Consider the following 19930-nt stretch of genomic DNA (forward strand, 5'->3'; position numbering starts at 1 on the left):
GGATCGGCTTACCGTTCCTATGCCTGCGGAGGATCGCTTGGCATGAGCATTTTCGACAGATTTTCCTTGGCTGGCCGTGTGGCGCTCGTCACCGGAGGTGGGCGCGGGCTCGGCTTCGAGATCGCGCGCGCCTTTGCGGAAGCGGGATCCCATGTTGTTGTGACCGGACGTACGGCCGCGGTGCTCGACGGCGCCGTCGCCGCCATCGCAACGAGCGGCGGCAGTGCTCAGGCGGCCGCCTTCGACATAGCGGACGTGGCGGCCGGCCGCACCGTGATCGCGGATATCCGCAGAACCCGCGGCCGGCTCGATATCCTCGTCAACAATGTCGGAGCCCGCGACAGGAGGCCGCTCGCTGCGTTCGGCGACGACGATATCCTTGATCTGATCCGGACAGATCTGCTTTCGGCGATCTCGTTGGCGCGGGATGCGGCGGAAATCATGAAAGCGCAGGGGCATGGCCGGCTGATCGCCGTTACCTCGATTGTCGGCGAGATGGCACGTCCGGGCGATGCCGTCTATCCTGCCGCCAAGCAGGGGTTGACCGGTCTGATGCGCAGCATCGCCGTCGAATACGGCGCGCACGGGGTAACCAGCAACGCCATTGCCCCGGGAATGTTCGCAACCGAGACCAATGCCGCGCTGGCGGAAGATCCCGACATGCTTTCCTTCGCCCGCCAGCGGGTTCCGCTGCAACGCTGGGGACGGCCGGAGGAAATCGCCGGCGCCGCCCTGTTCCTGGCCAGCGATGCGGCATCCTTCGTCAATGGCCATGTGCTGACCGTTGACGGCGGAATGTCCGTGCAGATGTGACGATTGCACGGGACCGAAAATTCGCCCGGTGTCAAACCCCGTTCATGGCGTCTTCATCATTCATAACCCTGGCTCGGAACGGCACGCGGTTGATTTCTCCGCCCAAATATGATGCTCCTCCCGCCCATGAAGAAGCTCTGTCTTACGGTTCTGGCGTCGGTGACGCTGGCGTGGCCGGCTAACGCGATGGATAGCGCGTTGCGCACCGGCTTGTTGAAGCTCGACCCGCAAACCCGGCTCGAACAGCGATGCGATGCTGAAGTGCTCGACCGGATCACCCATGATGACCACAAATACAAAGCCGATCGCGTGGTCGCCTACGCTTTTGCGACGCCCGAAATGGAGACCGACGCAATCACAAGTCCTGGGGCTGCCTTTCGCAGCAAGGGACAATGGTACCGGCTGAAATTCAAATGCCGGACGGCGCAGGACCACATGCAGGTTCTGGATTTTCGCTATCGGATCGGCGAGGAGATTCCGGAAACCGATTGGTCGGAATACAACCTCTACAATTAGAGCGTTGCGCGTCCAACTGGACGCGCAATGGACACTCCAACACTGGATCGGCGTATGATCCTTTCCCGATTCCGGATCATGCGCCAGCGTATCTCGACCATGGTAGCTTTCACCTGCTGCCGACTATTTCCACCGCGATCAGGCGGTTTGCCGGCCTTTGCCCTCAAGCGATCTCTTGACGCGCGGGAACCATACACGTTAGGCGTCCGAATACTCGGCGCCGACGATCGACAAACAAGCAAGGAACTTCCAGTTGATGGAAATTTTTACCGCCGCAGGCTTCTCCGCCCTGCTCCAGGTTATCGCCATCGACCTCGTACTTGCAGGCGACAACGCCATCGTCATCGGCCTTGCCGCGGCCGGCCTGCCGGCCGAGCAGCGCAAGAAGGCCATCCTCATCGGCGTGCTGGCCGCGACCGTGCTGCGCATATGTTTTGCAGCAGTAACCGTTCAACTGCTCTTGATCGTCGGTCTGCTGCTGGCCGGCGGCATCCTGCTTTTGTGGGTTTGCTGGAAGATGTGGCGCGAACTGCGCACCTCCCATGCCGACGAGCTGGAAGCGACCGAGGCGCTGTCGAATGCCGATCTCGACAAGGACGATGCCGTGGCTGGCAAGTCACCGCGCAAGACGCTGGGCCAGGCCGCACTGCAGATCGTCGTCGCCGACGTGTCGATGTCGCTCGACAATGTGCTGGCGGTCGCTGGTGCGGCGCGCGATCATTTCTCCGTGCTGATCATCGGCCTCGTTCTCTCGATCGCGCTGATGGGTCTGGCCGCGACCTTTATCGCCAAGCTGCTGCACCGCCACCGCTGGATTGCCTATATCGGCCTGCTGATCATTCTGTATGTCGCGCTCGACATGGTCTATCGAGGCGCGCTGGAAGTCTGGCCGCATGTGAACAATGCGGTGAGCTGACGCCGCCTGTCCCGCCGTTTCCGTCGTCGGCACCGATACATTCATCGTGCGTTTCGTCGCGGATGCCGCGGGCCCATACCAATGCCGCAATAAGTGTGGTACTGCGCCGCCAATCCTGAAAAGCCGGAAAACCTTTATGTCTGCCCCTCGCGTCAGTTTCGTCAGCCTTGGATGCCCGAAAGCCCTCGTGGATTCGGAGCGCATCATCACGCGCCTGCGCGCCGAAGGCTATGAGATCGCGCGCAAGCATGACGGCGCCGATCTGGTCGTCGTCAACACCTGCGGCTTCCTCGATTCGGCTCGCGATGAATCGCTCAATGCCATCGGCTCCGCCCTATCGGAGAATGGCAGGGTCATCGTCACCGGTTGCCTCGGCGCCGAACCGGACGTCATCCGCGAAAAACATCCCAACGTTCTCGCCATCACCGGTCCGCAGGCCTACGAGAGCGTGATGGCTGCCGTGCATGAGGCCGCGCCGCCGAGCCACGATCCCTATGTCGACCTTTTGCCGCCGCAAGGCGTCAAGCTTACGCCCCGCCACTATGCCTATCTCAAGATTTCGGAAGGCTGCAACAATCGCTGCACCTTCTGCATCATCCCGGCGCTGCGCGGCGGTCTCGTCTCGCGACCGGCGGCCGACGTGTTGCGCGAAGCCGAGAAACTGGCCAAGGCCGGCGTCAAGGAGATCCTGGTCATTTCGCAGGACACCAGCGCCTACGGCATCGACATCAAATACCAGACCAGCATGTTCGGCGATCGCGAAGTGCGGGCAAAATTCCTCGATCTGTCGGAGGAACTCGGCAAGCTCGGCATCTGGGTGCGCATGCACTATGTCTACCCCTACCCGCATGTCGCCGATGTCATCCCGCTGATGGCCGAAGGAAATATCCTTCCGTATCTGGACATCCCGTTCCAGCACGCCTCGCCGCAGGTGCTGAAGAACATGCGCCGGCCCGCCCATGGCGAAAAGACGCTCGACCGCATTCGCGGCTGGCGCGAAATCTGTCCGGATCTGGCCATCCGCTCCACCTTCATCGTCGGCTTCCCCGGCGAGACGGACGACGATTTCGAGATGCTGCTCGACTGGCTGGACGAAGCCAAGATCGACCGCGCCGGCTGTTTCAAATACGAGCCGGTCAGGGGCGCCCGCTCCAACGACCTCGGCCTCGAACAGGTACCGCAGGAGATCAAGGAAGCGCGTTGGCACCGCTTCATGCAGCGCCAGCAGAAGATCTCGGCGACGCAACTCGCCAGGAAGGTCGGCAAGCGCCTGCCTGTCCTGATTGACGAGGCGCATGGCACCTCGGCCAAGGGCCGCACCAAATACGACGCGCCCGAAATCGACGGCTCGGTGCATATCCAGTCGCGGCGCCCGTTGCGCGCCGGTGACATCGTCACCGTCAAGATCGACCGCGCCGACGCTTACGATCTCTACGGCTCGGCGGTCTGACGGCCGGCGGGGTGAAGACCCCTTCTGCTAGAGCATTTTGCAGCCAAACGTCTTCGTTTGGCGTCCGACAAAAGGCGTTAAAATAGAGAGTTAGAGCGCGGTTTTGGTTCGACCAAAACGCAAGGCGCGCTAGGACGTGACTGTTTCGCTTACGCGGATAAGCATCCGCCTGAGCCAGGCGTGACCGGGATCGCTGTCATTCCTCCGATGCCAAAGCAGAGTTTCCTGATAACCGAAGTAGTCGAAGGGCAGCGGAAAAGAGCGCACGCGCGGCCAATTCGTAAGCCGGATCACGTTTGCCGACAAGGTGCAGATCATGTCCGTCTCAGCGATGATCGCCGGCACGGCGAGCGCATAAGGCAGGCTCATTGCAACGGTCCGCTTCAGGCCGCGGTCGTCCAGCAGACGATCGATGTAGCCTTTCAGATCGCCGACATGAGTGACCAGCAAGTGCGGATACTTCAGAAAGAGTTCGAGCGTCAGCGCGCCGCGGATCTCAGGATGCTCGGTCGAGACGATCGATATCCAGTTCACGTGGAAGAGTGATGCACGTTTGATCGTCGTCGGCGCATCGGGCAGGATAGTGATCGCAAGGTCTATCGAGCCCTTCTCAAGACAATCAACGATCTCCTGGCGATGTAAGCTGCGCAAGACGATCGAAACTCTAGGCGCCGCTGAACGAAGCACCGGCATCAGTCTGGGCATCAAAGTCGCCGCGATGTGATCGGTGGTCGCGATCCTGAAGATGCGACCCGATCGCTCCGGCGAGAACTGGCCGAATCCTCCCAACGCATCCTGGATCTGGCGTAGCGCGGCCCGGATCGGATCGGCGAGATCGATCGCCTTTTCGGTCGGCCGCACGCCATCGGCATGACGAACGAAGAGATCATCGGCGAAAAGCCGACGCAGATGGGCGAGGCGCTTGCTCATCGCAGGCTGGCTGAGCCCGATGCGGGCTGCCGCCGCGCTCACGCTCCCTTCACTGAGGAGGGCGTCGAAGGCGACAAGCAGGTTCAGATCGACGGCAGCTAGATTCACACTGGGCCTCCGACAGTTTATTACTGAAGGGAATATTGAGATGTCAAATATCGATTGGACGACTGAAAGCGAACCCGGAAGATAGGCGCCTTCCAATAGATATGGAGACATGGATGCGACGCTGTTCTCTCGCTGCTATCGTTCTATTCCTGATGCCGAGCCTCTCAAGTGCTCAGCCGGCCGAAGGTCACGGAGGGGCCGTCTTCGTGTTGTCGGATCTCGATATGGTGCCGACCGTCTACGAGACGGGCGAGCTCGGGCCTCCAGCCCCTCACTATCTGGATACGCTGTCCATCATCACCTCGCCGACGGAGCGGTCTCGCTCTGTCGCGATGATGGAGGTTTCGAATTCAACCTATGGGCCGCCCGGAGCACTAGACGTTTCCCTGGATGGCCGGTTCGTTTTCGTCGCCGAAACTTTCCGTCAACGGCCCGAACGGGCGACCCGCCTCGACGAGTTGCAGCAAGGCGACACGATCAGATCGCTCCGGCTCGATGGCGGCCACTCGTCGGCGGTCGACAGCGTGAGGATCGGAATCCAGCCGCAGGCGATTCATCTCAATCCTGCAGGCGATCTTATCGCCGCGATTACTGTCGACGCCGAACACGAACTCACTTTCGTACCGGTCAGGGAGGGTCGGTTCGGGCCCGTATCCAGCTTCGGTCTCGATCTTGAGCCGTCAACGGGTTTCATTCCATTGAAGGCGACCTGGGTGCAGTGGCATCCAAGCGGCCGGTATATTGGGGTCAATCTCGTCGACCGTGGTCAGGTTGCCTTCTATGAGGTGCTGCGCGGAAAGGACGGGGCGGTTTCTGCTATTCGTCCCTGGGGCAATCGCGTCCAGACGAACAAGTTCCCCTTTATCGGCCGCTTTTCGCCCGACGGCCGCTACTACATCACCTCCGATGTTCAGTGGGGAATCGATGCAACTGGCTTCTATGGCGTTCAGGAGGGCATTCTCACCACAGTCCGGCTTGCCGATGTCGGCGCGACGGGCGACGCGGCAAGGCACACCGTGCCTCACATCGCGCTTGGTGGCTGGGGCGCCGAGACGATCGCCTTCAGCCCCGACGGCCGCTTTCTTGTCACGTCCAACCTTCGCGGCACCGGCAAGCCAGACGGCTCGCGCGACTGGACGGAGCACGCGTCGCTCAGCCTCTATCAGCTGGACACTGAAACAGGACGGCTGTCACCGCACGGCGAATGGCCGCTCGAAGGTGTGCTGCCGCAAGGACTCGCTTTTGATCGCACGGGACAAAAGCTCTTCGTCGGCGTGAACCGTTACCGCAATGACGAAGCGCCCCTTGGCGGCGCCGTCGAGATATGGCAGATCACGACGGAAGGGCGCCCGGCGCTCGCTCCCACATCGGATCGCATCAGGCTGCCCGCGGGCGTCCATACGATAATCGCCCGCTGAACTTTCGTGAGTGGGACTCGCAGTCGGGCAGGTTAACCTTCGAAACTCTGCGCATGAAAAGAGGACGCCCGAAGGCGCCCTCCCCAGTGCTTGCGCTTACTGCGGCAGCTTGTCATCGACGCCTTTGACGTAGAAGTTCATGCCGAGCAGCGTAGCGTCGTCGGCGACTTCGCCGTCCTTGAGCCATGGCGTGCCGTCCTGCTTGGCAATCGGCCCGGTGAAGGGGTTCCAGCCCTCGACGATCTTCTTCTCGGTGGCTTGCGCCATCGCCTTCACGTCATCGGGCATGTTGGTGTAAGCCGCCATTTTAACGGCGCCGTCCTTGATGCCCAGCCAGACGTTGCCGGGCTTCCATGTGCCGTCGAGCACGGCCTTCACCCGGCTGATATAATAGGGTCCCCAATCGTCGACGATCGAGGTCAACTGCGCCTTGGGAGCGAACTTGATCATGTCCGAAGACTGGCCGAACCCCTGCAGGCCGCGCTCTTCGGCGACTTGCAGGGCAGCGGTCGAGTCGGTGTGCTGGACGATAATGTCGGCACCCTGGTCGAACAGGGCCTTGGCGGCGTCGGCTTCCTTGCCCGGATCGAACCATGAATTGACCCAGACGATCTTCGCCTTGAAGTCCGGGTTGACCGACTGGGCGCCGAGCATGAAGGAATTGATGCCCATCACCACTTCGGGGATCGGGAACGAAACGATGTAGCCGGCGACGCCCGACTTCGATTGCTTGGCGGCGATCTGGCCGAGGATGTAGCGGCCTTCATAGAAGCGCGCATTGTAGATGCCGAGATTGTCCGACGTCTTGTAGCCGGTCGCGTGCTCGAACTTAACGTCGGGGAATTTCTTGGCGACCTTCACTTCGGGGTCCATGAAGCCGAAGGAAGTGCCGAAGATGATCTTGCATCCTTCGCGCGCCAGGCGCTCGAAAGCACGATCGGCATCGGGACCCTCGGAGACGTTCTCCAGGTATGCGGTCTCGACCTTGTCGCCGAGCGCCTTCTCTACGTCCAGGCGACCCTGGTCATGCTGGTACGAATAGCCGAAATCACCGATCGGGCCGGTATAGACCCAACAGGCTTTCAGCTTTTCCTGCGCTTCGGCGGTCGCCGCCAGCGACAATGCTGCCGCCGTGGCCATCAGCGCAATAAGCAGTTTTTTCATCGTGTTACCTCTCTGAGTTAAGCCTTGGAGCTTCCCGGCTGTCTTTTATTATTCAACGATCCGGAACGAATGGCTGCCCCAAGGAAGCCGGTGTGTTCATCATCGTCAAACGCTTGTTGCGCGAGATTAGAACGAGAACCACGATGGTTGCCAGATAGGGCAACGAAGAAAGCAGTTGTGAGGGAACCGGAATGCCAAAAGCCTGTGCATGAAGCTGGCCGATCCATACCGCGCCGAAGATATAGGCGCCGGCCAGCACCCGCCATGGCCGCCATGATGCGAACACGACCAGCGCCAGCGCGATCCAGCCGCGCCCGGCGGTCATGTTCTCTACCCATTGCGGCGTATAGACCAACGACAGGTGGCCCCCGGCAAGGCCTGCACAGGCGCCGCCGAAGATCACTGAGAGATAGCGGTAGCGGATGACTTGGATGCCAAGTGCATGGGCCGATGTGTGGCTGTCGCCGATCGAGCGCAGCGTGAGTCCGGTGCGGGTCTTGAACAGGAACCACATGACGGCGGCGGTCAATGCGATCGAGATGTAGAAGATCGGGTCCTGGCCGAACAACAACCTGCCGATGACCGGGATCGCTGTCAGGCCGGGAATGTCGAGGTTTGGCAGCCTCGCGCCGGGCTGGCCGACAAAGCTGGTGCCCATCATGCCGGAAAGGCCGAGGCCGAGCAATGTCAGCGACAGACCGGTCGCCACCTGGTTGGTGGCCAGCGACAGCGTCATGACGGCGAACAGCAGCGAAAACACCGCACCCAAGGCGATCGCCGCCAACAACCCGATCCACGGCGATCCGGTGAGATAGCCGGCGCCGAAACCGCCGACCGCCCCCATGATCATCATGCCTTCGACACCGAGATTGAGCACGCCGGAACGTTCGACCACCAGCTCGCCGATCGCCGCGATCAGCAAAGGCGTCGCCGCGGTTGCGATGGTCAAAAGAATGTTGACGGTGATGTCCATCAGCGGGCCTCCTCCAGCTTCGGTGCGGATTCAAGCTTCGGCGCGGCAAAGCCAATCAGACGAATGCGGTAGTGAATGAGCGTGTCGCAGCCGAGCACGAAGAACAGGAGCATGCCCTGGAACACGCGCGCCACCTTGTCGGAGATGCCGAGCGCGCTTTGCACCGCCTCGCCGCCGAGATAGGTCAGCGCCAGCACCAGGCCCGCCGCGACGATGCCTAGTGGATTGAGCCGGCCGAGGAACGCCACGATGATGGCGGTGAAGCCGTAGCCGGGCGAAATGACCGGCTGCAACTGGCCGATGGCGCCGGAGACTTCCGAGATGCCGGCAAGTCCGGCCAGCGCACCCGACAGCATGAAGGCGAAGAACACCATCCGGTTGATGCCGAAGCCAGCGAAGCGCCCTGCCCTGGGACTTGAGCCGAGCACGCGGACCTCGAAGCCTTTCAGCATGCGGCTCATCAGGATCCAGACCAGCACCGCCGCGACCAGCGCAAAGACAAAACCCCAATTGGCGCGGCCGGAGGCCGGCATCAATTCCGGCAAGATGGCCGAGTCGTTGAACTGTATCGTCTGCGGGAAGTTGAAACCCTTAGGATCGCGCCAGGGACCACGCACCAGCCAGTCGAGAAACAGCTGCGCGACATAGACCAGCATCAGGCTGGTCAGGATCTCGTTGGTGTTGAAGCGCGCTTTGAGCAGAGCCGGAATGGCGGCGTAGGCGGCGCCGCCGATCATGCCGAACAGCAGGATCAGCGGCAGCACCAGCGGGCCTTCAAACTGCGGAAACAGCACCGGAATGCTCGAGCCGACGATGCCGCCCAGGATGAATTGGCCTTCCGCGCCGATGTTCCAGATATTGGCCCTGTAGCAGACCGACAGGCCGACCCCGATCAGAATGAGCGGTGCCGCCTTGATCGCCAGCTCATGCAGCTGCCAGACCTGACTGATCGGCTCGATGAAGTAAATTTGGAACGCCTTCAAAGGATTGACGCCAAGCAGCGCGAACAAGATGGCGCCGGCAATGATCGTCAACACGAATGCAATGAAGGGCGACAGCGCCGAGAACAGCATCGAGCGCTGTGGCCGTTTGACGAGTTCGAGGCGCATCATGACGTCTCCAGAGCGTGTTCGGCGTGGCCGGGCTCGGCCCCGCCCATCAGCAGTCCTATCTTTTCGAACGTGGCCTCAGCGATCAGCAAAGGCTTCGACAATTCGCCATTGTGCATCACCGCGATCGCGTCGGATATTTCGAACAATTCGTCGAGATCCTGGCTGATGACCAGCACTGCCGAGCCGCTGCGCGCCAGTTCGATCAGCGTCTGGCGAATGTGGGCGGCAGCACCGGCGTCGACGCCCCATGTCGGCTGATTGACGACCATCACGCTTGGCCTGCGGTCGAGTTCACGGCCGACGATGAATTTCTGCAGATTGCCGCCTGAAAGCGCTGCCGCCTCTGGATCCGGAGCGCTCTTGCGCACATCCATCGCTTTGATGATGCGCTGGGCAGCGGCATAGATCGCGTCGCTTTTGACCATTCCACCGGCGCCGACAAACACCTTTCCATCGGTGGCATGGCGCGACAGAAGCAGGTTTTCCGAGAGCTTCATTCGCGGCGCCGCACCGTGGCCGAGCCGCTCTTCCGGCACGAAGGCAGCGCCCATCAACCGCCTGCCGGTGATGCTGAGGCCGCCGGCATCCTTGCCGCGGATGCGCACCGAAGCGGCATCCTGCTGCGGCGCCTCGCCGGAAACGGATTCGAAGAACTCGCCCTGGCCGTTGCCGGCGACGCCTGCAATGCCGATCACTTCGCCGGCGCGCACCGTCAAGTTGATGTTCCTGAGCGGGATCGAGAACGGCGTTGCCGGCTTGCGGCTGAGCGCGCGGATTTCAAGCAGCGGCTGCGCGGTCTCGATACCCTGGGCCGGCGCGCGCACCACGGCCTGCACGTCGTTGCCGACCATCATGCGCGCCAGTGATGCTGCGGTTTCCTTGCGCGGGTTGCAATGGCCAACCACCTTGCCGTGGCGCAGCACGGTGGCGCGGTCGCAGATGCGCTTGACCTCTTCAAGGCGGTGCGAAATGTAGAGGATGGACTTTCCTTCCGAGCGCAGCCGTTCGAGCGTCTCGAACAGTTTGTCGGCTTCCTGCGGCGTCAGCACCGAAGTCGGCTCGTCGAGGATGATGAGCTGCGGCGTCTGCAGAAGGCAGCGGATGATCTCGATACGCTGGCGCTCACCGACAGACAGGTCGCCGACCAGCGATTGCGGGTCGAGCGGCAGGCCATAGCTGTAGGAAAGCGCCCTCGCCTTCGCGGCAATCGTGCTGATCGGCGAACCGTCGTCCAATGACAGGGCGATGTTCTCGGCCGCCGTCAGTGCCTCGAACAGCGAAAAATGCTGGAACACCATGCCGATGCCAAGCTTCTTCGCAAAGCCGGGATTAGTGATCGTGACCGCCTGACCGTTCCAGAAAATCTCGCCCGAATTGGGCTCCAGTGTTCCGAACAGCATTTTTACGAGCGTCGACTTGCCGGCGCCGTTCTCGCCGAGCAGCGCGTGGATTTCGCCTTTCGCGACGTTGAGATCGACATGGTCGCACGCTGTCAGCGTGCCGAACGTCTTGGTGAGGCCACGAACCTCAAGCAGGGTTGCGCCGTCCTGATTTGCACTCACAGTGCCTCCCATCTGGTTTGCCAGATATGTTCTGTGTTCCCGCAGGCATGGTATGCGCGGCCTGCTGTCGTCGCAAAGCGGCACCCGTCTTGAAAGAGCTTCAAGAATTTCAGCGGAAACCTAGCGCATCGGCCCGAAAATCGAAATCGATTTTCGGAAAAGCACCATGCGTAGGCTCATGGGATAAGAATGGTTGTTCCGGTCGTCCTGCGACCTTCAAGGTCGGAATGCGCCCTGCCGGCATCCCTAAGCGCGTAGCGCTGGTTGATCTTGATCTTGACCGCGCCGCTGAGCACGATTTCGAACAACGCGGCGGCGGACGCCTCCAGGTCTTCGCGCTTGGCGTTGTAGACGAACAGCGTTGGACGGGTTGCGAACAGCGAACCTTTCTGCGCCAGCAACGACATGCTGAACGGCGGGACCGGGCCTGACGATTGACCGAAGCTGGCGAACATGCCGAGCGGCTTTAGGCAATCGAGCGAGGCAGGAAAGGTGTCGTTGCCGACCGAATCATAGACGACGTCGCACTTCTTGCCGCCGGTGATGGCGAGGACGCCGGCGACGAAATCCTGCTCGCGGTAGTTGATGACATGGTCGAAGCCATGCGCCTTGGCGAGCTCGATCTTTTCGGCAGAGCTGGCGGTGCCGATCACGGTTGCGCCAAGATGCTTTGCCCATTGGCCGAGGATCAGCCCGACACCGCCGGCCGCCGCGTGAAACAGGATCGTGTCGCCCGCTTTCACCTTGAAGGTACGGCGCAGCAGATACTCCGCCGTCATCCCTTTCAGCATCATGGCGGCCGCCTGTTCGTCGCTGATGCCGTCCGGCACCTTCACGACGCGGTCGGCGGCGATCACGCGCTGCTCGGCATAGGCGCCAGTCGTCACGGCGTAGGCGATGCGATCGCCCGGCTTCAGCCAGTCGATATCCGCGCCCACTTCCAATACCAATCCGGCCGCCTCGCTGCCGGGTATAAGCGGGAAACCGCCTGGCGGAGGATAAAGGCCGGAGCGATGATAGACGTCGATGAAATTGAGGCCGATCGCCGTGTGTCTGACCAGGATTTGCCCCGAGCCGGGTTGGCCCGGTTCGGCGTCCTCATAGGTCAGAACCTCCGGACCGCCATTGACGTGGATACGGATCGCTTTGGACATTTTCTGGCTCTCTCGGGATCAGGCGCTCTTGGGGATCAGGCTTTCTTGTCATCCGGCTTTGCGCCGAGATTTGGAAAGAGCTGCATGATACCGCCGATGCAAGCGAGGTAAAGCCCGGTGACCGTGATCCCGATCTTGGTGAAGACACTCACCTGCTCGCCCAAAACGCCGATCTGGTCGTAGAAAGCGGCAAGAGCTGCCTGCGCCAGGGCCAGCGCTCCGAAAGCGCACCATAGCAGCGTCATGCCAAGGTTGATCGGGCGCAGCCGCACCACCCGCACCGGGTGGATGAAATAGATCGGCATGAAGGTCAGGATGCCGGCCACCACGACCACGGCGAAGGAAACCCATTGTCCCGGATCGATGACGAACAGCGTGAACACCACCATGTTCCAGACCACCGGAAACCCCTTGAAAAAATTTTCCTTCGTCTTCATGCCGGTGTCGGCATAGTAGATCGCGCTCGATACCACGATGATCGCCGCCGACAGGAACGACAGGCCCTCGCCCATGAAGCCACGCTGATAAAGCGCGAAGGCCGGTATCAGCACGTAGGTCACGTAGTCGATGATGTTGTCGAGGAGTTCGCCCGACCACGTCGGCAGGATTTCCTTGACCTCGAGTTTCCTGGCGATCGGCCCGTCGATACCGTCGACGAATAGCGCCAGTCCCAGCCACCAGAACATCGCTGTCCAGCGCTGCTCGCTCGCAGCCACCAGCGACAGGAATGCCAGGAACGACCCCGACGCGGTCAGCAGGTGGACCGAAAACGCGCGTGCCTGCGGCCACGTGACTTTCTTTTTCGGCCTTGGAATCCTGTCCGTGATTTTCCTGGCCGTTATTTTTTTACTCACGGGCCCCGCCAGTCCAGCTTGCAGATTTCGGCCGAGCGGCCGGCAAAATTCCAGTTGCGGCCGAAGGCCCGCATCTTGCTCTTGTCGGACCTGGCCACGATGATTTCCGGTGCGATCCAGTACTCCGAATTGCTGATCACCGTATCCTTGTCGCGGTCCTTGCCGGCAATCGGCGTCACCGCCCCATCGATGATTTTCGGTATCTGGAAGACCCGCGTCCTGTCGCGCGTCTCATAAGTGATCGGCGCTTGCTCGACGCCGAGGAACTTTCCGACCAAGATGGAGAGCAGTGAGGTGGTTCCGCCGGCCTTGCCGGTGAAAATTTTCGTCAATGCCTTGACCGCATAGACCGAGGCGCGCTTGTCGATGAACAGTCCGGCCGTCCAGTTGCCGCGGCTCATATAGCCGGGGATTTCCATGACCAGCCCAAGGTTGAGACCGGACAGGTCGACCTCGCCGAAATGGCCGGCATCGATGCGGAACCCTGCCCAGGTCTGACAATAGCCCTCGGTCGGCGGATGATTGCCGAGAGACAGCACGCAAGGGCAAAAAACCGTGCAATTGCAGGAGAGCACCAGCTCTCCTTTCATTGCCCAGCTTTGATCTGCCATCGAATTCTCTCCCCTTATGCCGAGACTACTAGCAGGGCGGTTGCCCAGACAAGCAGTATCGCACCGGCGACCCGGGTTGGCAGCCTGCCCGCCGTCTGTTTTTCGATCAAGGTGAACAGGCCGATCAGCGCCATCCAGAACACGTTCATCACACCGACAGCGAACATCACCAGCATCAGCGCCCAGCAGCAGCCGAGGCACCAGACGCCCTGCTCCATGCCGAGCCGGAAAATGCGGCCGGGCCTCGCGCTCCAGTTCGAAAACAGGATCGAGAACGGGTTTTTGCATTTTGTCAGGCAGGCTTCCTTCAGGCCGCTGAACTGGTAGAGGCCGGCAACCAAAAGCGCGGCTGCTCCGGTCGCTCCGACCACTGGATCGAGCATCTGCACAGATGAGGCGAAGGTGTGGACGGCGAGCGTCAGCGCCGCAAACACTACCGACGCAGCCAACCACACGCTGAGGTAACCGGCGACCAGGACCAGCGGATGGACGACCGGTTCGCCCTTGATCCGCGCAGTATCGGCGATCTCGCAATAGGTACGGATCATCGGCGCCGCCGAGGGCAGCATGGTGGCGATCGCCATCAGGAACCACATGACGATGAACGCTCCGGCCTGCGCGCCGACGCCTCCGTCGAGCGGCGCGGGTGCGAGACAAAGGGTGAAGAAGCGCTCGAGAAAATCCGGCAGCGGCAGCTCCGGCAGATATCTGAGCATCGTGTCGCCGGGTGCATCGATGCCGGGAACCCGGCTTTCGGCGCCACGTATCGCCATGGCGCCAAGAAGCAGCCATGCCAGGAGGACGCCTGCCCCCAAGACGATGTTCACCGTCAGTCGAGGATTGCGCGAGACGCTTGCCGTGGCACGGCCGACACGGTCGAGATGGCTGAAATCATGGTCTTGGCCGGTCATGGCAATCGAATGGGCCGAATCGCCGCGTTGATCAAGCCGCATGATCTGACCTATATGCCTATCAGGTCGGACCGACCGCCTCGCCTCGCAACCGGGAAGCCGAATTTGGACCATCGGGAGACAGCACGGATACTGGTTGCCGGCAGCGGCCCGGCAGGGCTGATTGCGGCGCTTGGCTTCGCAGATGCCGGCTTTCCGGTGACGCTCGTCGGACCTGAGGCAAATGGCCAAGACGGCAGAACGACGGCCTTGATGAACCCGGCCCTGAAGATGCTTGAGCGGTTGGGCGTCCTCGACGAGGTGAGATCCCAGGCCGCAGCGCTGAAGGTGATGCGCATCGTCGATGCAACCAGCCGGCTGATCCGCAGCCCGGTGGTCATTTTTCGCGCCAGCGAAATCGGCGAGGAGCAGTTCGGGCTGAATTTACCCAACAGCGCGCTCAACCCCGCGCTTGCCGGGGCTGTTGCCGCGCATTCCGGCATCGTATGGCGAAAATTGATGGTGGAGAGCTGGCGCCTCGACGCCGATCATGCCCATGCGGTCCTGTCTGACGGCAGTGAGATCGCGGCATCGCTGGCGGTCGCTGCCGACGGGCGTCTGTCGCCGGCCCGCGAGGCTGCCGGCATCTCGACATCCGCCCGTTCCTACCCGCAGGCGGCATTGGTTCTCAATTTCGGCCACCGCAGCGATCACGCTTTCACCTCGACCGAATTCCACACCGAGACCGGTCCGTTCACCCAGGTTCCCCTGCCCGGCAACCGGTCCAGCCTTGTCTGGGTGGTAGAACCGGAAACAGCGAAGGAACTCGCCGCATTGGACGACGCGACGCTTTCGACGCGGGTCGAACTGCGGATGCAATCGATGCTGGGCCGGGTGTCTGTCGAGCCCGGCCGGCAGATCTACCCGCTTTCGGGCGTGACGCCGCGGTGCTTCGCGCGTAACCGGGTGGCGCTTGTCGGCGAAGCCGCCCATGTGTTCCCGCCGATTGGCGCGCAAGGTCTCAACCTTGGTATCAGGGACATCGACGATCTGATTGGAATTGCTTGCGAAAACAGGCCCGATCCAGGCGCCGTCAAGGCACTTGCAGCTTATGATTTCAGGCGTCGGCCCGACATTGTGGCACGCAGCAGCGCGGTCAACCTGCTCAACAAGTCGCTGCTCTCGGACATGCTGCCGGCACAGATGGCCCGAAGTGCCGGCCTCGGCGTGCTCGGCGGCTTCGCGCCGCTGCGCGCCTTTTTCATGCGCGAGGGCTTGCTGCCCGGCAGTGGTTTTGCGGCGCTCGCCGGCGGATTAAGGAAACAAATCCGGCGGTAGCACGCCCTCGGGCGGGGCTAGCCCGTAGATTGACGGGGCGTCAAGCGCTTCGGCATTGAATTGACGCGGCGTCTGCGCCAAATAGAGCCAGGCATCAGCCCTAAAGTCGGGCTCGATTTTTGTAGCGTAATGCGTAAATTCAAGGTCTTAGGGAGTCTGCGCATTCCAAGGCCGCACGGCATTCCCGGGACTTAGTGGTGAGTACGATGAAGACAGCCAAATTCTCGATCGGACAGGTGGTTCGCCACCGGCTGTTTCCGTTCCGCGGCATCATTTTCGATGTCGATCCGCAGTTCGCCAACACCGACGAATGGTACGAGGCGATCCCCGCGGATGTGCGGCCGCGCAAGGACCAGCCCTTCTACCATTTGCTCGCCGAGAATTCGGAAACGGAATACATCGCCTATGTGTCTGAGCAGAACCTGCTCGAGGATCAGTCTGGCGAACCGGTGCGGCATCCGCAGATCGGCGAGATGTTCGACAAGAGGCCGGACGGGCGCTACGCGCCGAGACGCCAGTCAAGACATTGACATGGCGAGATTGCGGGCCTGACTGGGATCAGGAAATGGCCGGCCGGAACGAAAAAAAGCGGGGCATGACCCCGCTTTTTCTTGTTCGCTTGGGCGCGATCAGTTGGCGGTCTTCGCCTTGTCCTGCTCTTCCTTGAGCTTCTTGGCGAAGTCCTGGTTGTTCTTGGCAACAAAATCCTGAAGCTTCTTCTGCCGATCCTCGATATCCGACTGCTGCAGCGGCGGCCCGTCGAAGGCGCCGCTGAAGCCGGTCAGCGCGATCTTAATAGGGTTCGGCTGGTTCTGGAAATTGACCGAGGTCAGCGTCAGGTTCGAACCCTTCTTGAAGGAGGCGACGAGCTGGTCGGTCAGCGGCACTTCCGCCACGCAGCGGTCGGGGAAGCAGATCACATAATCGAGCTTCTGCGCCTTTCCGGTATCGATCTGAAGGCCAATGCCGGGAGGAACCAGGCGACCGGTCGGAACCGTCACCTGAAACACCTTGCGGTTTACCTTGCCCTTCAACTCGATCAGGCTGACGCCGGTGACGAGTTGGCCGTTGCCGGCAGTGGTGATGTTTTGGACATTGCAGATGTCGACGTCTTCCTGCTTGGTGCAGGCTTTGAACCAGCCCTGCGGAATCTGCTGTTGCTGCTGCGCAAAAGCAGCAGGAAGTTGTGCGCCCAAAAAGCCGACCACGCCAGCGGCCAGGACCGACAGGCGGTACGCGTTGCTGTTCAGGCTCGTCATATCGTGAACTTCCTCTCAAATAATCCCAGGGCCGGCTTTTTCGCGCCGTGTGGTCCAGCTACCTGTTGCCAAAATGAGGCAACAGAATGACTCGGACGGCGTGTTACACCGCAAGTGGTGCCGAATCCAGCCCGATACTCGCAATTCTTGAACTCGCGATTGGCCGCCAGGTGGCCGGCTCATGTTAGGGTGCGCTCCGAATCATCAAGCCGACCCAGTAAGGAGACGGTCATGGGCCGCGTTCTTGTTTGGCTGATCGCCGCGATCTCGTCTATCACCCTTTCGCTTCAGCCAGCTCTGTCGGAGCCGAAACACGCGATCGCCATGCAAGGCGAGCCGGCGCTGCCGGCCGACTATACGCATTTCAACTACGTCAATCCCGATGCGCCCAAAGGCGGCAGCATCACCTATTGCGTCGTCGGCAGCTTCGACAATCTCAACCCGTTCATCTTGAAGAGCCTGCGCACGACGGCGCGCGGAATGATGGATAAGATCTTCGGTAATCTCGTCTTCGAGCCGCTGATGCAGCGCAATGACGATGAAGCCTTCAGTCTTTACGGCCTGCTTGCCGACACTGCCGACATGGATCCAGAGCGCAAGAGCATCGAATTCCATCTTGATCCGAAGGCCAAGTGGTCGGATGGCCGACCGGTGACTGCGGACGACGTGCTATTCACTTACGACGTCTTTACCGAAAAAGGCCGGCCACCCTACAGCGCCCGTATGAGCATGGTTGCCAAACTCGAAAAAACCGGCGACCGCAGCGTGCGCTTTACATTCAACGACAAGGCCAACCGCGAGACTCCGTTGATTATCGCGCTGACGCCAATTCTGCCGAAGCACGCTTTCAACAAGGAGACTTTCGACAGGACCACGCTGAAACCTGTGATCGGCAGTGGCCCGTACACCGTGGCGCAGGTGGCGCCCGGCCAGCGTATCGTGTTCAAGCGCAACCCAGATTATTGGGGCAAGGACATCCCCACCAAGCGCGGTTTCGATAATTACGACCAGATCACCATCGAATATTTCCTCAACGCCAACGCCAAGCTGGAAGCTTTCAAGAAAGGCATTTGCGCCATCGATGACGACAGCGATCCGGTCAAGCGCGAGCGCGATCTCAACTTCCCGGCCTTCCACAAGGGCGACGTGATCGCCGAAACGTTCGACACCGGCATCCCGCCAGTGGTGACGGGGTTCCTGTTCAATACACGGCTGCCGAAGTTTTCCAGTCCGGTCGTTCGACGCGCGCTCGGCATGCTCTACGACTTCGAATGGGCCAACAAGAACTTGTTCGGCGGCAAGTACATGCGCACCATGAGCTATTGGCAGAATTCCGAGCTTTCCGCGCTCGGCCATCCGGCCGACGATAGAGAAAAGGCGCTTCTGGCACCCTACCCGGGCCGTGTGCCGGCCGATGTCATGGACGGTACCTGGCGGCCACCCGTCGCCGACGGCTCGGGTCAGGACCGCAAGGTGCTGAAGGCCGCGTTCGATATATTGAAAGGCGCGGGTTTTACCTTGCAGGATGGAGCGATGCACGATCCAGAGGGGAAACCCTTCGGCTTCGAGATCCTGACCGCCTCGCAGAACGAGGAGCGTCTTGCCGCCATCTACCAGCGCACGCTGGCGAAGATCGGCATCGATGTCACCATCCGCAGCCTTGACGGCGACCAGATCCAGTCGCGCAAGCAACGTTTCGATTTCGAGGTGCTGATCGGCACCAGCGGCTTCGAGAACTCGCTGTCGCCCGGCATCGAGCAGGTCGGGCGCTGGGGATCCGCTGCCGCCAATGCCGAAGGGTCATTCAACCTCGCCGGCGTCGCCGATCCGGCAATAGATGCCGCACTTACGGCGATGCTCGACGCCCGCAGCCGCGAAGATTATGTTGCCGCCGTCCGGGTTCTCGACAGGTTGCTGATCTCCGGCAACTACATGGTTCCGATGCAGCACAACACGCAGCAATGGCTTGCCTACTGGAGCTACCTGGAACATCCTGAAAAGACGCCCATATCAGGCTATCGACTGCCGACGTGGTGGCGCAAGGCGAACTGAATACAATCCGAACCGAAGGTCCGCGTCAGCGAAAACTAGACCCCCGGTTCTGCTTGCCGACCTCCGGATGAGGTCATGCCCAAAAGAAAAGCTTCCCCTCCTGACAGGAGATCATGATGAGCGAACTGAACTCCATCACCGTCGACGTCGTGTCCGACGTCGTCTGCCCGTGGTGCTTCATCGGCCAGAAGCGGCTCGACAAGGCGATTGCCGCGGCAAGCGATATCGACGTGCATATACGCTGGCGGCCGTTCCAGCTCGACCCGACCATCCCCCCCGAAGGCAAGGATCGCCGCGAATACATGGTGGCCAAGTTCGGCAGCGACGAACGCATCCGCGAGATCCACGCCCGCATCGAGCCACTGGGCGAAGCCGAGGGGATCAACTTCGCCTTCGCCGCCATCAAGGTCGCGCCCAACACGCTGGACGCGCACCGTGTCATCCGCTGGGCTGGTGCCGTCGGCGAGGTCGTGCAGAACCGGCTGGTGCGACGTCTGTTCCAGTTGAATTTCGAGGAAGGCGCCAATCTCGGCGACCATCTCGTGCTGATCAACGCCGCCCGCGAGGCCGGCATGGATGCATCCGTGGTCGAGACGCTTTTGCCGACGGACGCCGATGTCGAGGCGGTGCGCACCGAAATCGCCACCGCTTCGCACATGGGCATTACGGGCGTGCCGTGCTTCCTGCTTGAAGGCAAGTATGCGGTGATGGGCGCGCAAGACATCGATACGCTCACCGACGCCATTCGCCAGGTTGCGGCGGCCAAGGCGCGGGGTGAGATGGAGAAGGCGAACTGAATACACCGTCACC

19 protein-coding genes are annotated in these 19930 nt (G+C 61.3%); 9 read left to right on the top strand and 10 right to left on the bottom strand.

Annotated features, from left to right (window positions below; all coding sequences use genetic code 11):
• The first annotated feature begins 42 nt into the window (after positions 1-42).
• From EN885_RS18865 to rimO, 4 genes are all read left to right on the top strand, one after another.
• The gene (locus EN885_RS18865) at positions 43-813 is read left to right on the top strand and encodes an SDR family oxidoreductase (RefSeq protein WP_128242238.1); all 771 of its coding nucleotides are present in this window, start codon (positions 43-45) and stop codon (positions 811-813) included.
• A 108-nt stretch (positions 814-921) separates the two neighbouring features.
• Complete coding sequence (locus EN885_RS18870) at positions 922-1329, top strand: DUF930 domain-containing protein (protein ID WP_128242239.1); 408 nt, start codon at positions 922-924, stop codon at positions 1327-1329.
• Positions 1330-1585: 256 nt separating this feature from the next.
• Entirely contained in the window at positions 1586-2245 is a 660-nt protein-coding gene (locus EN885_RS18875; protein WP_095486794.1) for a TerC family protein, read from the top strand.
• A 136-nt stretch (positions 2246-2381) separates the two neighbouring features.
• A complete protein-coding gene (rimO, locus tag EN885_RS18880) occupies positions 2382-3695 on the top strand; it encodes a 30S ribosomal protein S12 methylthiotransferase RimO (protein WP_128242240.1) in 1314 nt (437 codons plus the stop codon).
• A 129-nt stretch (positions 3696-3824) separates the two neighbouring features.
• Here the strand turns inward: rimO and EN885_RS18885 are convergent, their stop codons facing one another.
• Complete coding sequence (locus EN885_RS18885) at positions 3825-4829, bottom strand: LysR family transcriptional regulator (RefSeq protein ID WP_164897872.1); 1005 nt, start codon at positions 4827-4829, stop codon at positions 3825-3827.
• 128 nt (positions 4830-4957) lie between these two features.
• Here EN885_RS18885 and EN885_RS18890 point away from each other — a divergent pair, with 128 nt between their 5' ends.
• Entirely contained in the window at positions 4958-6151 is a 1194-nt protein-coding gene (locus EN885_RS18890; RefSeq protein ID WP_164897873.1) for a beta-propeller fold lactonase family protein, read from the top strand.
• Between the two features lie 96 nt (positions 6152-6247).
• On the opposite strand, the gene EN885_RS18895 is transcribed toward EN885_RS18890, so the two are convergent.
• The 8 genes from EN885_RS18895 to EN885_RS18930 form a co-directional block, all read right to left on the bottom strand.
• Positions 6248-7315, bottom strand: a complete 1068-nt coding sequence (locus tag EN885_RS18895; RefSeq protein WP_095486798.1) for a BMP family ABC transporter substrate-binding protein — start codon at positions 7313-7315, stop codon at positions 6248-6250.
• Between the two features lie 52 nt (positions 7316-7367).
• On the bottom strand, positions 7368-8288 hold the full coding sequence (locus EN885_RS18900) for an ABC transporter permease (RefSeq protein ID WP_095486799.1): 921 nt from the start codon (positions 8286-8288) through the stop codon (positions 7368-7370).
• A complete protein-coding gene (locus EN885_RS18905) occupies positions 8288-9400 on the bottom strand; it encodes an ABC transporter permease (protein WP_128242243.1) in 1113 nt (370 codons plus the stop codon). Before EN885_RS18905 ends, EN885_RS18900 begins: the two co-directional genes overlap by 1 nt.
• Positions 9397-10974 (bottom strand): ABC transporter ATP-binding protein, encoded by a 1578-nt coding sequence (locus EN885_RS18910; RefSeq protein ID WP_164897464.1) that lies wholly within the window; start codon positions 10972-10974, stop codon positions 9397-9399. The genes EN885_RS18905 and EN885_RS18910 overlap by 4 nt, the downstream gene beginning before the upstream one ends.
• 164 nt (positions 10975-11138) lie before the next feature.
• Positions 11139-12116: a quinone oxidoreductase gene (locus EN885_RS18915; RefSeq protein WP_128242244.1), complete on the bottom strand. Its 978-nt coding sequence runs from the start codon at positions 12114-12116 to the stop codon at positions 11139-11141.
• 35 nt (positions 12117-12151) lie between these two features.
• Positions 12152-12970, bottom strand: a complete 819-nt coding sequence (pcsA, locus tag EN885_RS18920) for a phosphatidylcholine synthase (protein ID WP_164547211.1) — start codon at positions 12968-12970, stop codon at positions 12152-12154.
• Positions 12967-13581, bottom strand: coding sequence for a DUF1326 domain-containing protein (locus EN885_RS18925; RefSeq protein WP_095486803.1), 615 nt, complete (start codon positions 13579-13581; stop codon positions 12967-12969). The genes pcsA and EN885_RS18925 overlap by 4 nt, the downstream gene beginning before the upstream one ends.
• Positions 13582-13595: 14 nt before the next feature.
• A complete protein-coding gene (locus EN885_RS18930; protein ID WP_095486804.1) occupies positions 13596-14534 on the bottom strand; it encodes a DUF2182 domain-containing protein in 939 nt (312 codons plus the stop codon).
• A gap of 63 nt (positions 14535-14597) precedes the next feature.
• Here EN885_RS18930 and EN885_RS18935 point away from each other — a divergent pair, with 63 nt between their 5' ends.
• Positions 14598-15809 (top strand): UbiH/UbiF family hydroxylase, encoded by a 1212-nt coding sequence (locus EN885_RS18935; RefSeq protein WP_127294911.1) that lies wholly within the window; start codon positions 14598-14600, stop codon positions 15807-15809.
• Positions 15810-16015: 206 nt separating this feature from the next.
• A complete protein-coding gene (hspQ, locus tag EN885_RS18940) occupies positions 16016-16339 on the top strand; it encodes a heat shock protein HspQ (protein ID WP_164547210.1) in 324 nt (107 codons plus the stop codon).
• Between the two features lie 99 nt (positions 16340-16438).
• On the opposite strand, the gene EN885_RS18945 is transcribed toward hspQ, so the two are convergent.
• A complete protein-coding gene (locus EN885_RS18945) occupies positions 16439-17068 on the bottom strand; it encodes an invasion associated locus B family protein (protein ID WP_095486806.1) in 630 nt (209 codons plus the stop codon).
• A 231-nt stretch (positions 17069-17299) separates the two neighbouring features.
• Between EN885_RS18945 and EN885_RS18950 the strand changes: the two genes are divergently transcribed.
• Positions 17300-19120 (top strand): extracellular solute-binding protein, encoded by a 1821-nt coding sequence (locus EN885_RS18950; RefSeq protein WP_128242245.1) that lies wholly within the window; start codon positions 17300-17302, stop codon positions 19118-19120.
• 116 nt (positions 19121-19236) lie between these two features.
• On the top strand, positions 19237-19917 hold the full coding sequence (locus EN885_RS18955; RefSeq protein WP_127204530.1) for a DsbA family protein: 681 nt from the start codon (positions 19237-19239) through the stop codon (positions 19915-19917).
• Positions 19918-19930: the final 13 nt, after the last annotated feature.

It is taken from the genome of Mesorhizobium sp. M6A.T.Cr.TU.014.01.1.1 (assembly GCF_004022765.1).
Taxonomy (GTDB): Bacteria; Pseudomonadota; Alphaproteobacteria; order Rhizobiales; family Rhizobiaceae; genus Mesorhizobium; species Mesorhizobium mediterraneum.

Excerpts from the sequence above, each read along its gene's own strand:
- EN885_RS18865 (WP_128242238.1), top strand. The coding sequence starts at position 43 with ATGAGCATTTTCGACAGATTTTCCTTGGCTGGCCGTGTGGCGCTCGTC.
- EN885_RS18870 (WP_128242239.1), top strand. The coding sequence starts at position 922 with ATGATGCTCCTCCCGCCCATGAAGAAGCTCTGTCTTACGGTTCTGGCG.
- EN885_RS18875 (WP_095486794.1), top strand. The coding sequence starts at position 1,586 with ATGGAAATTTTTACCGCCGCAGGCTTCTCCGCCCTGCTCCAGGTTATC.
- rimO (WP_128242240.1), top strand. The coding sequence starts at position 2,382 with ATGTCTGCCCCTCGCGTCAGTTTCGTCAGCCTTGGATGCCCGAAAGCC.
- EN885_RS18890 (WP_164897873.1), top strand. The coding sequence starts at position 4,958 with ATGGTGCCGACCGTCTACGAGACGGGCGAGCTCGGGCCTCCAGCCCCT.
- EN885_RS18895 (WP_095486798.1), bottom strand. The coding sequence starts at position 7,315 with ATGAAAAAACTGCTTATTGCGCTGATGGCCACGGCGGCAGCATTGTCG.
- EN885_RS18900 (WP_095486799.1), bottom strand. The coding sequence starts at position 8,288 with ATGGACATCACCGTCAACATTCTTTTGACCATCGCAACCGCGGCGACG.
- EN885_RS18905 (WP_128242243.1), bottom strand. The coding sequence starts at position 9,400 with ATGATGCGCCTCGAACTCGTCAAACGGCCACAGCGCTCGATGCTGTTC.
- EN885_RS18910 (WP_164897464.1), bottom strand. The coding sequence starts at position 10,974 with ATGGGAGGCACTGTGAGTGCAAATCAGGACGGCGCAACCCTGCTTGAG.
- EN885_RS18915 (WP_128242244.1), bottom strand. The coding sequence starts at position 12,116 with ATGTCCAAAGCGATCCGTATCCACGTCAATGGCGGTCCGGAGGTTCTG.
- EN885_RS18925 (WP_095486803.1), bottom strand. The coding sequence starts at position 13,581 with ATGGCAGATCAAAGCTGGGCAATGAAAGGAGAGCTGGTGCTCTCCTGC.
- EN885_RS18930 (WP_095486804.1), bottom strand. The coding sequence starts at position 14,534 with ATGCGGCTTGATCAACGCGGCGATTCGGCCCATTCGATTGCCATGACC.
- hspQ (WP_164547210.1), top strand. The coding sequence starts at position 16,016 with ATGAAGACAGCCAAATTCTCGATCGGACAGGTGGTTCGCCACCGGCTG.
- EN885_RS18945 (WP_095486806.1), bottom strand. The coding sequence starts at position 17,068 with ATGACGAGCCTGAACAGCAACGCGTACCGCCTGTCGGTCCTGGCCGCT.
- EN885_RS18950 (WP_128242245.1), top strand. The coding sequence starts at position 17,300 with ATGGGCCGCGTTCTTGTTTGGCTGATCGCCGCGATCTCGTCTATCACC.
- EN885_RS18955 (WP_127204530.1), top strand. The coding sequence starts at position 19,237 with ATGAGCGAACTGAACTCCATCACCGTCGACGTCGTGTCCGACGTCGTC.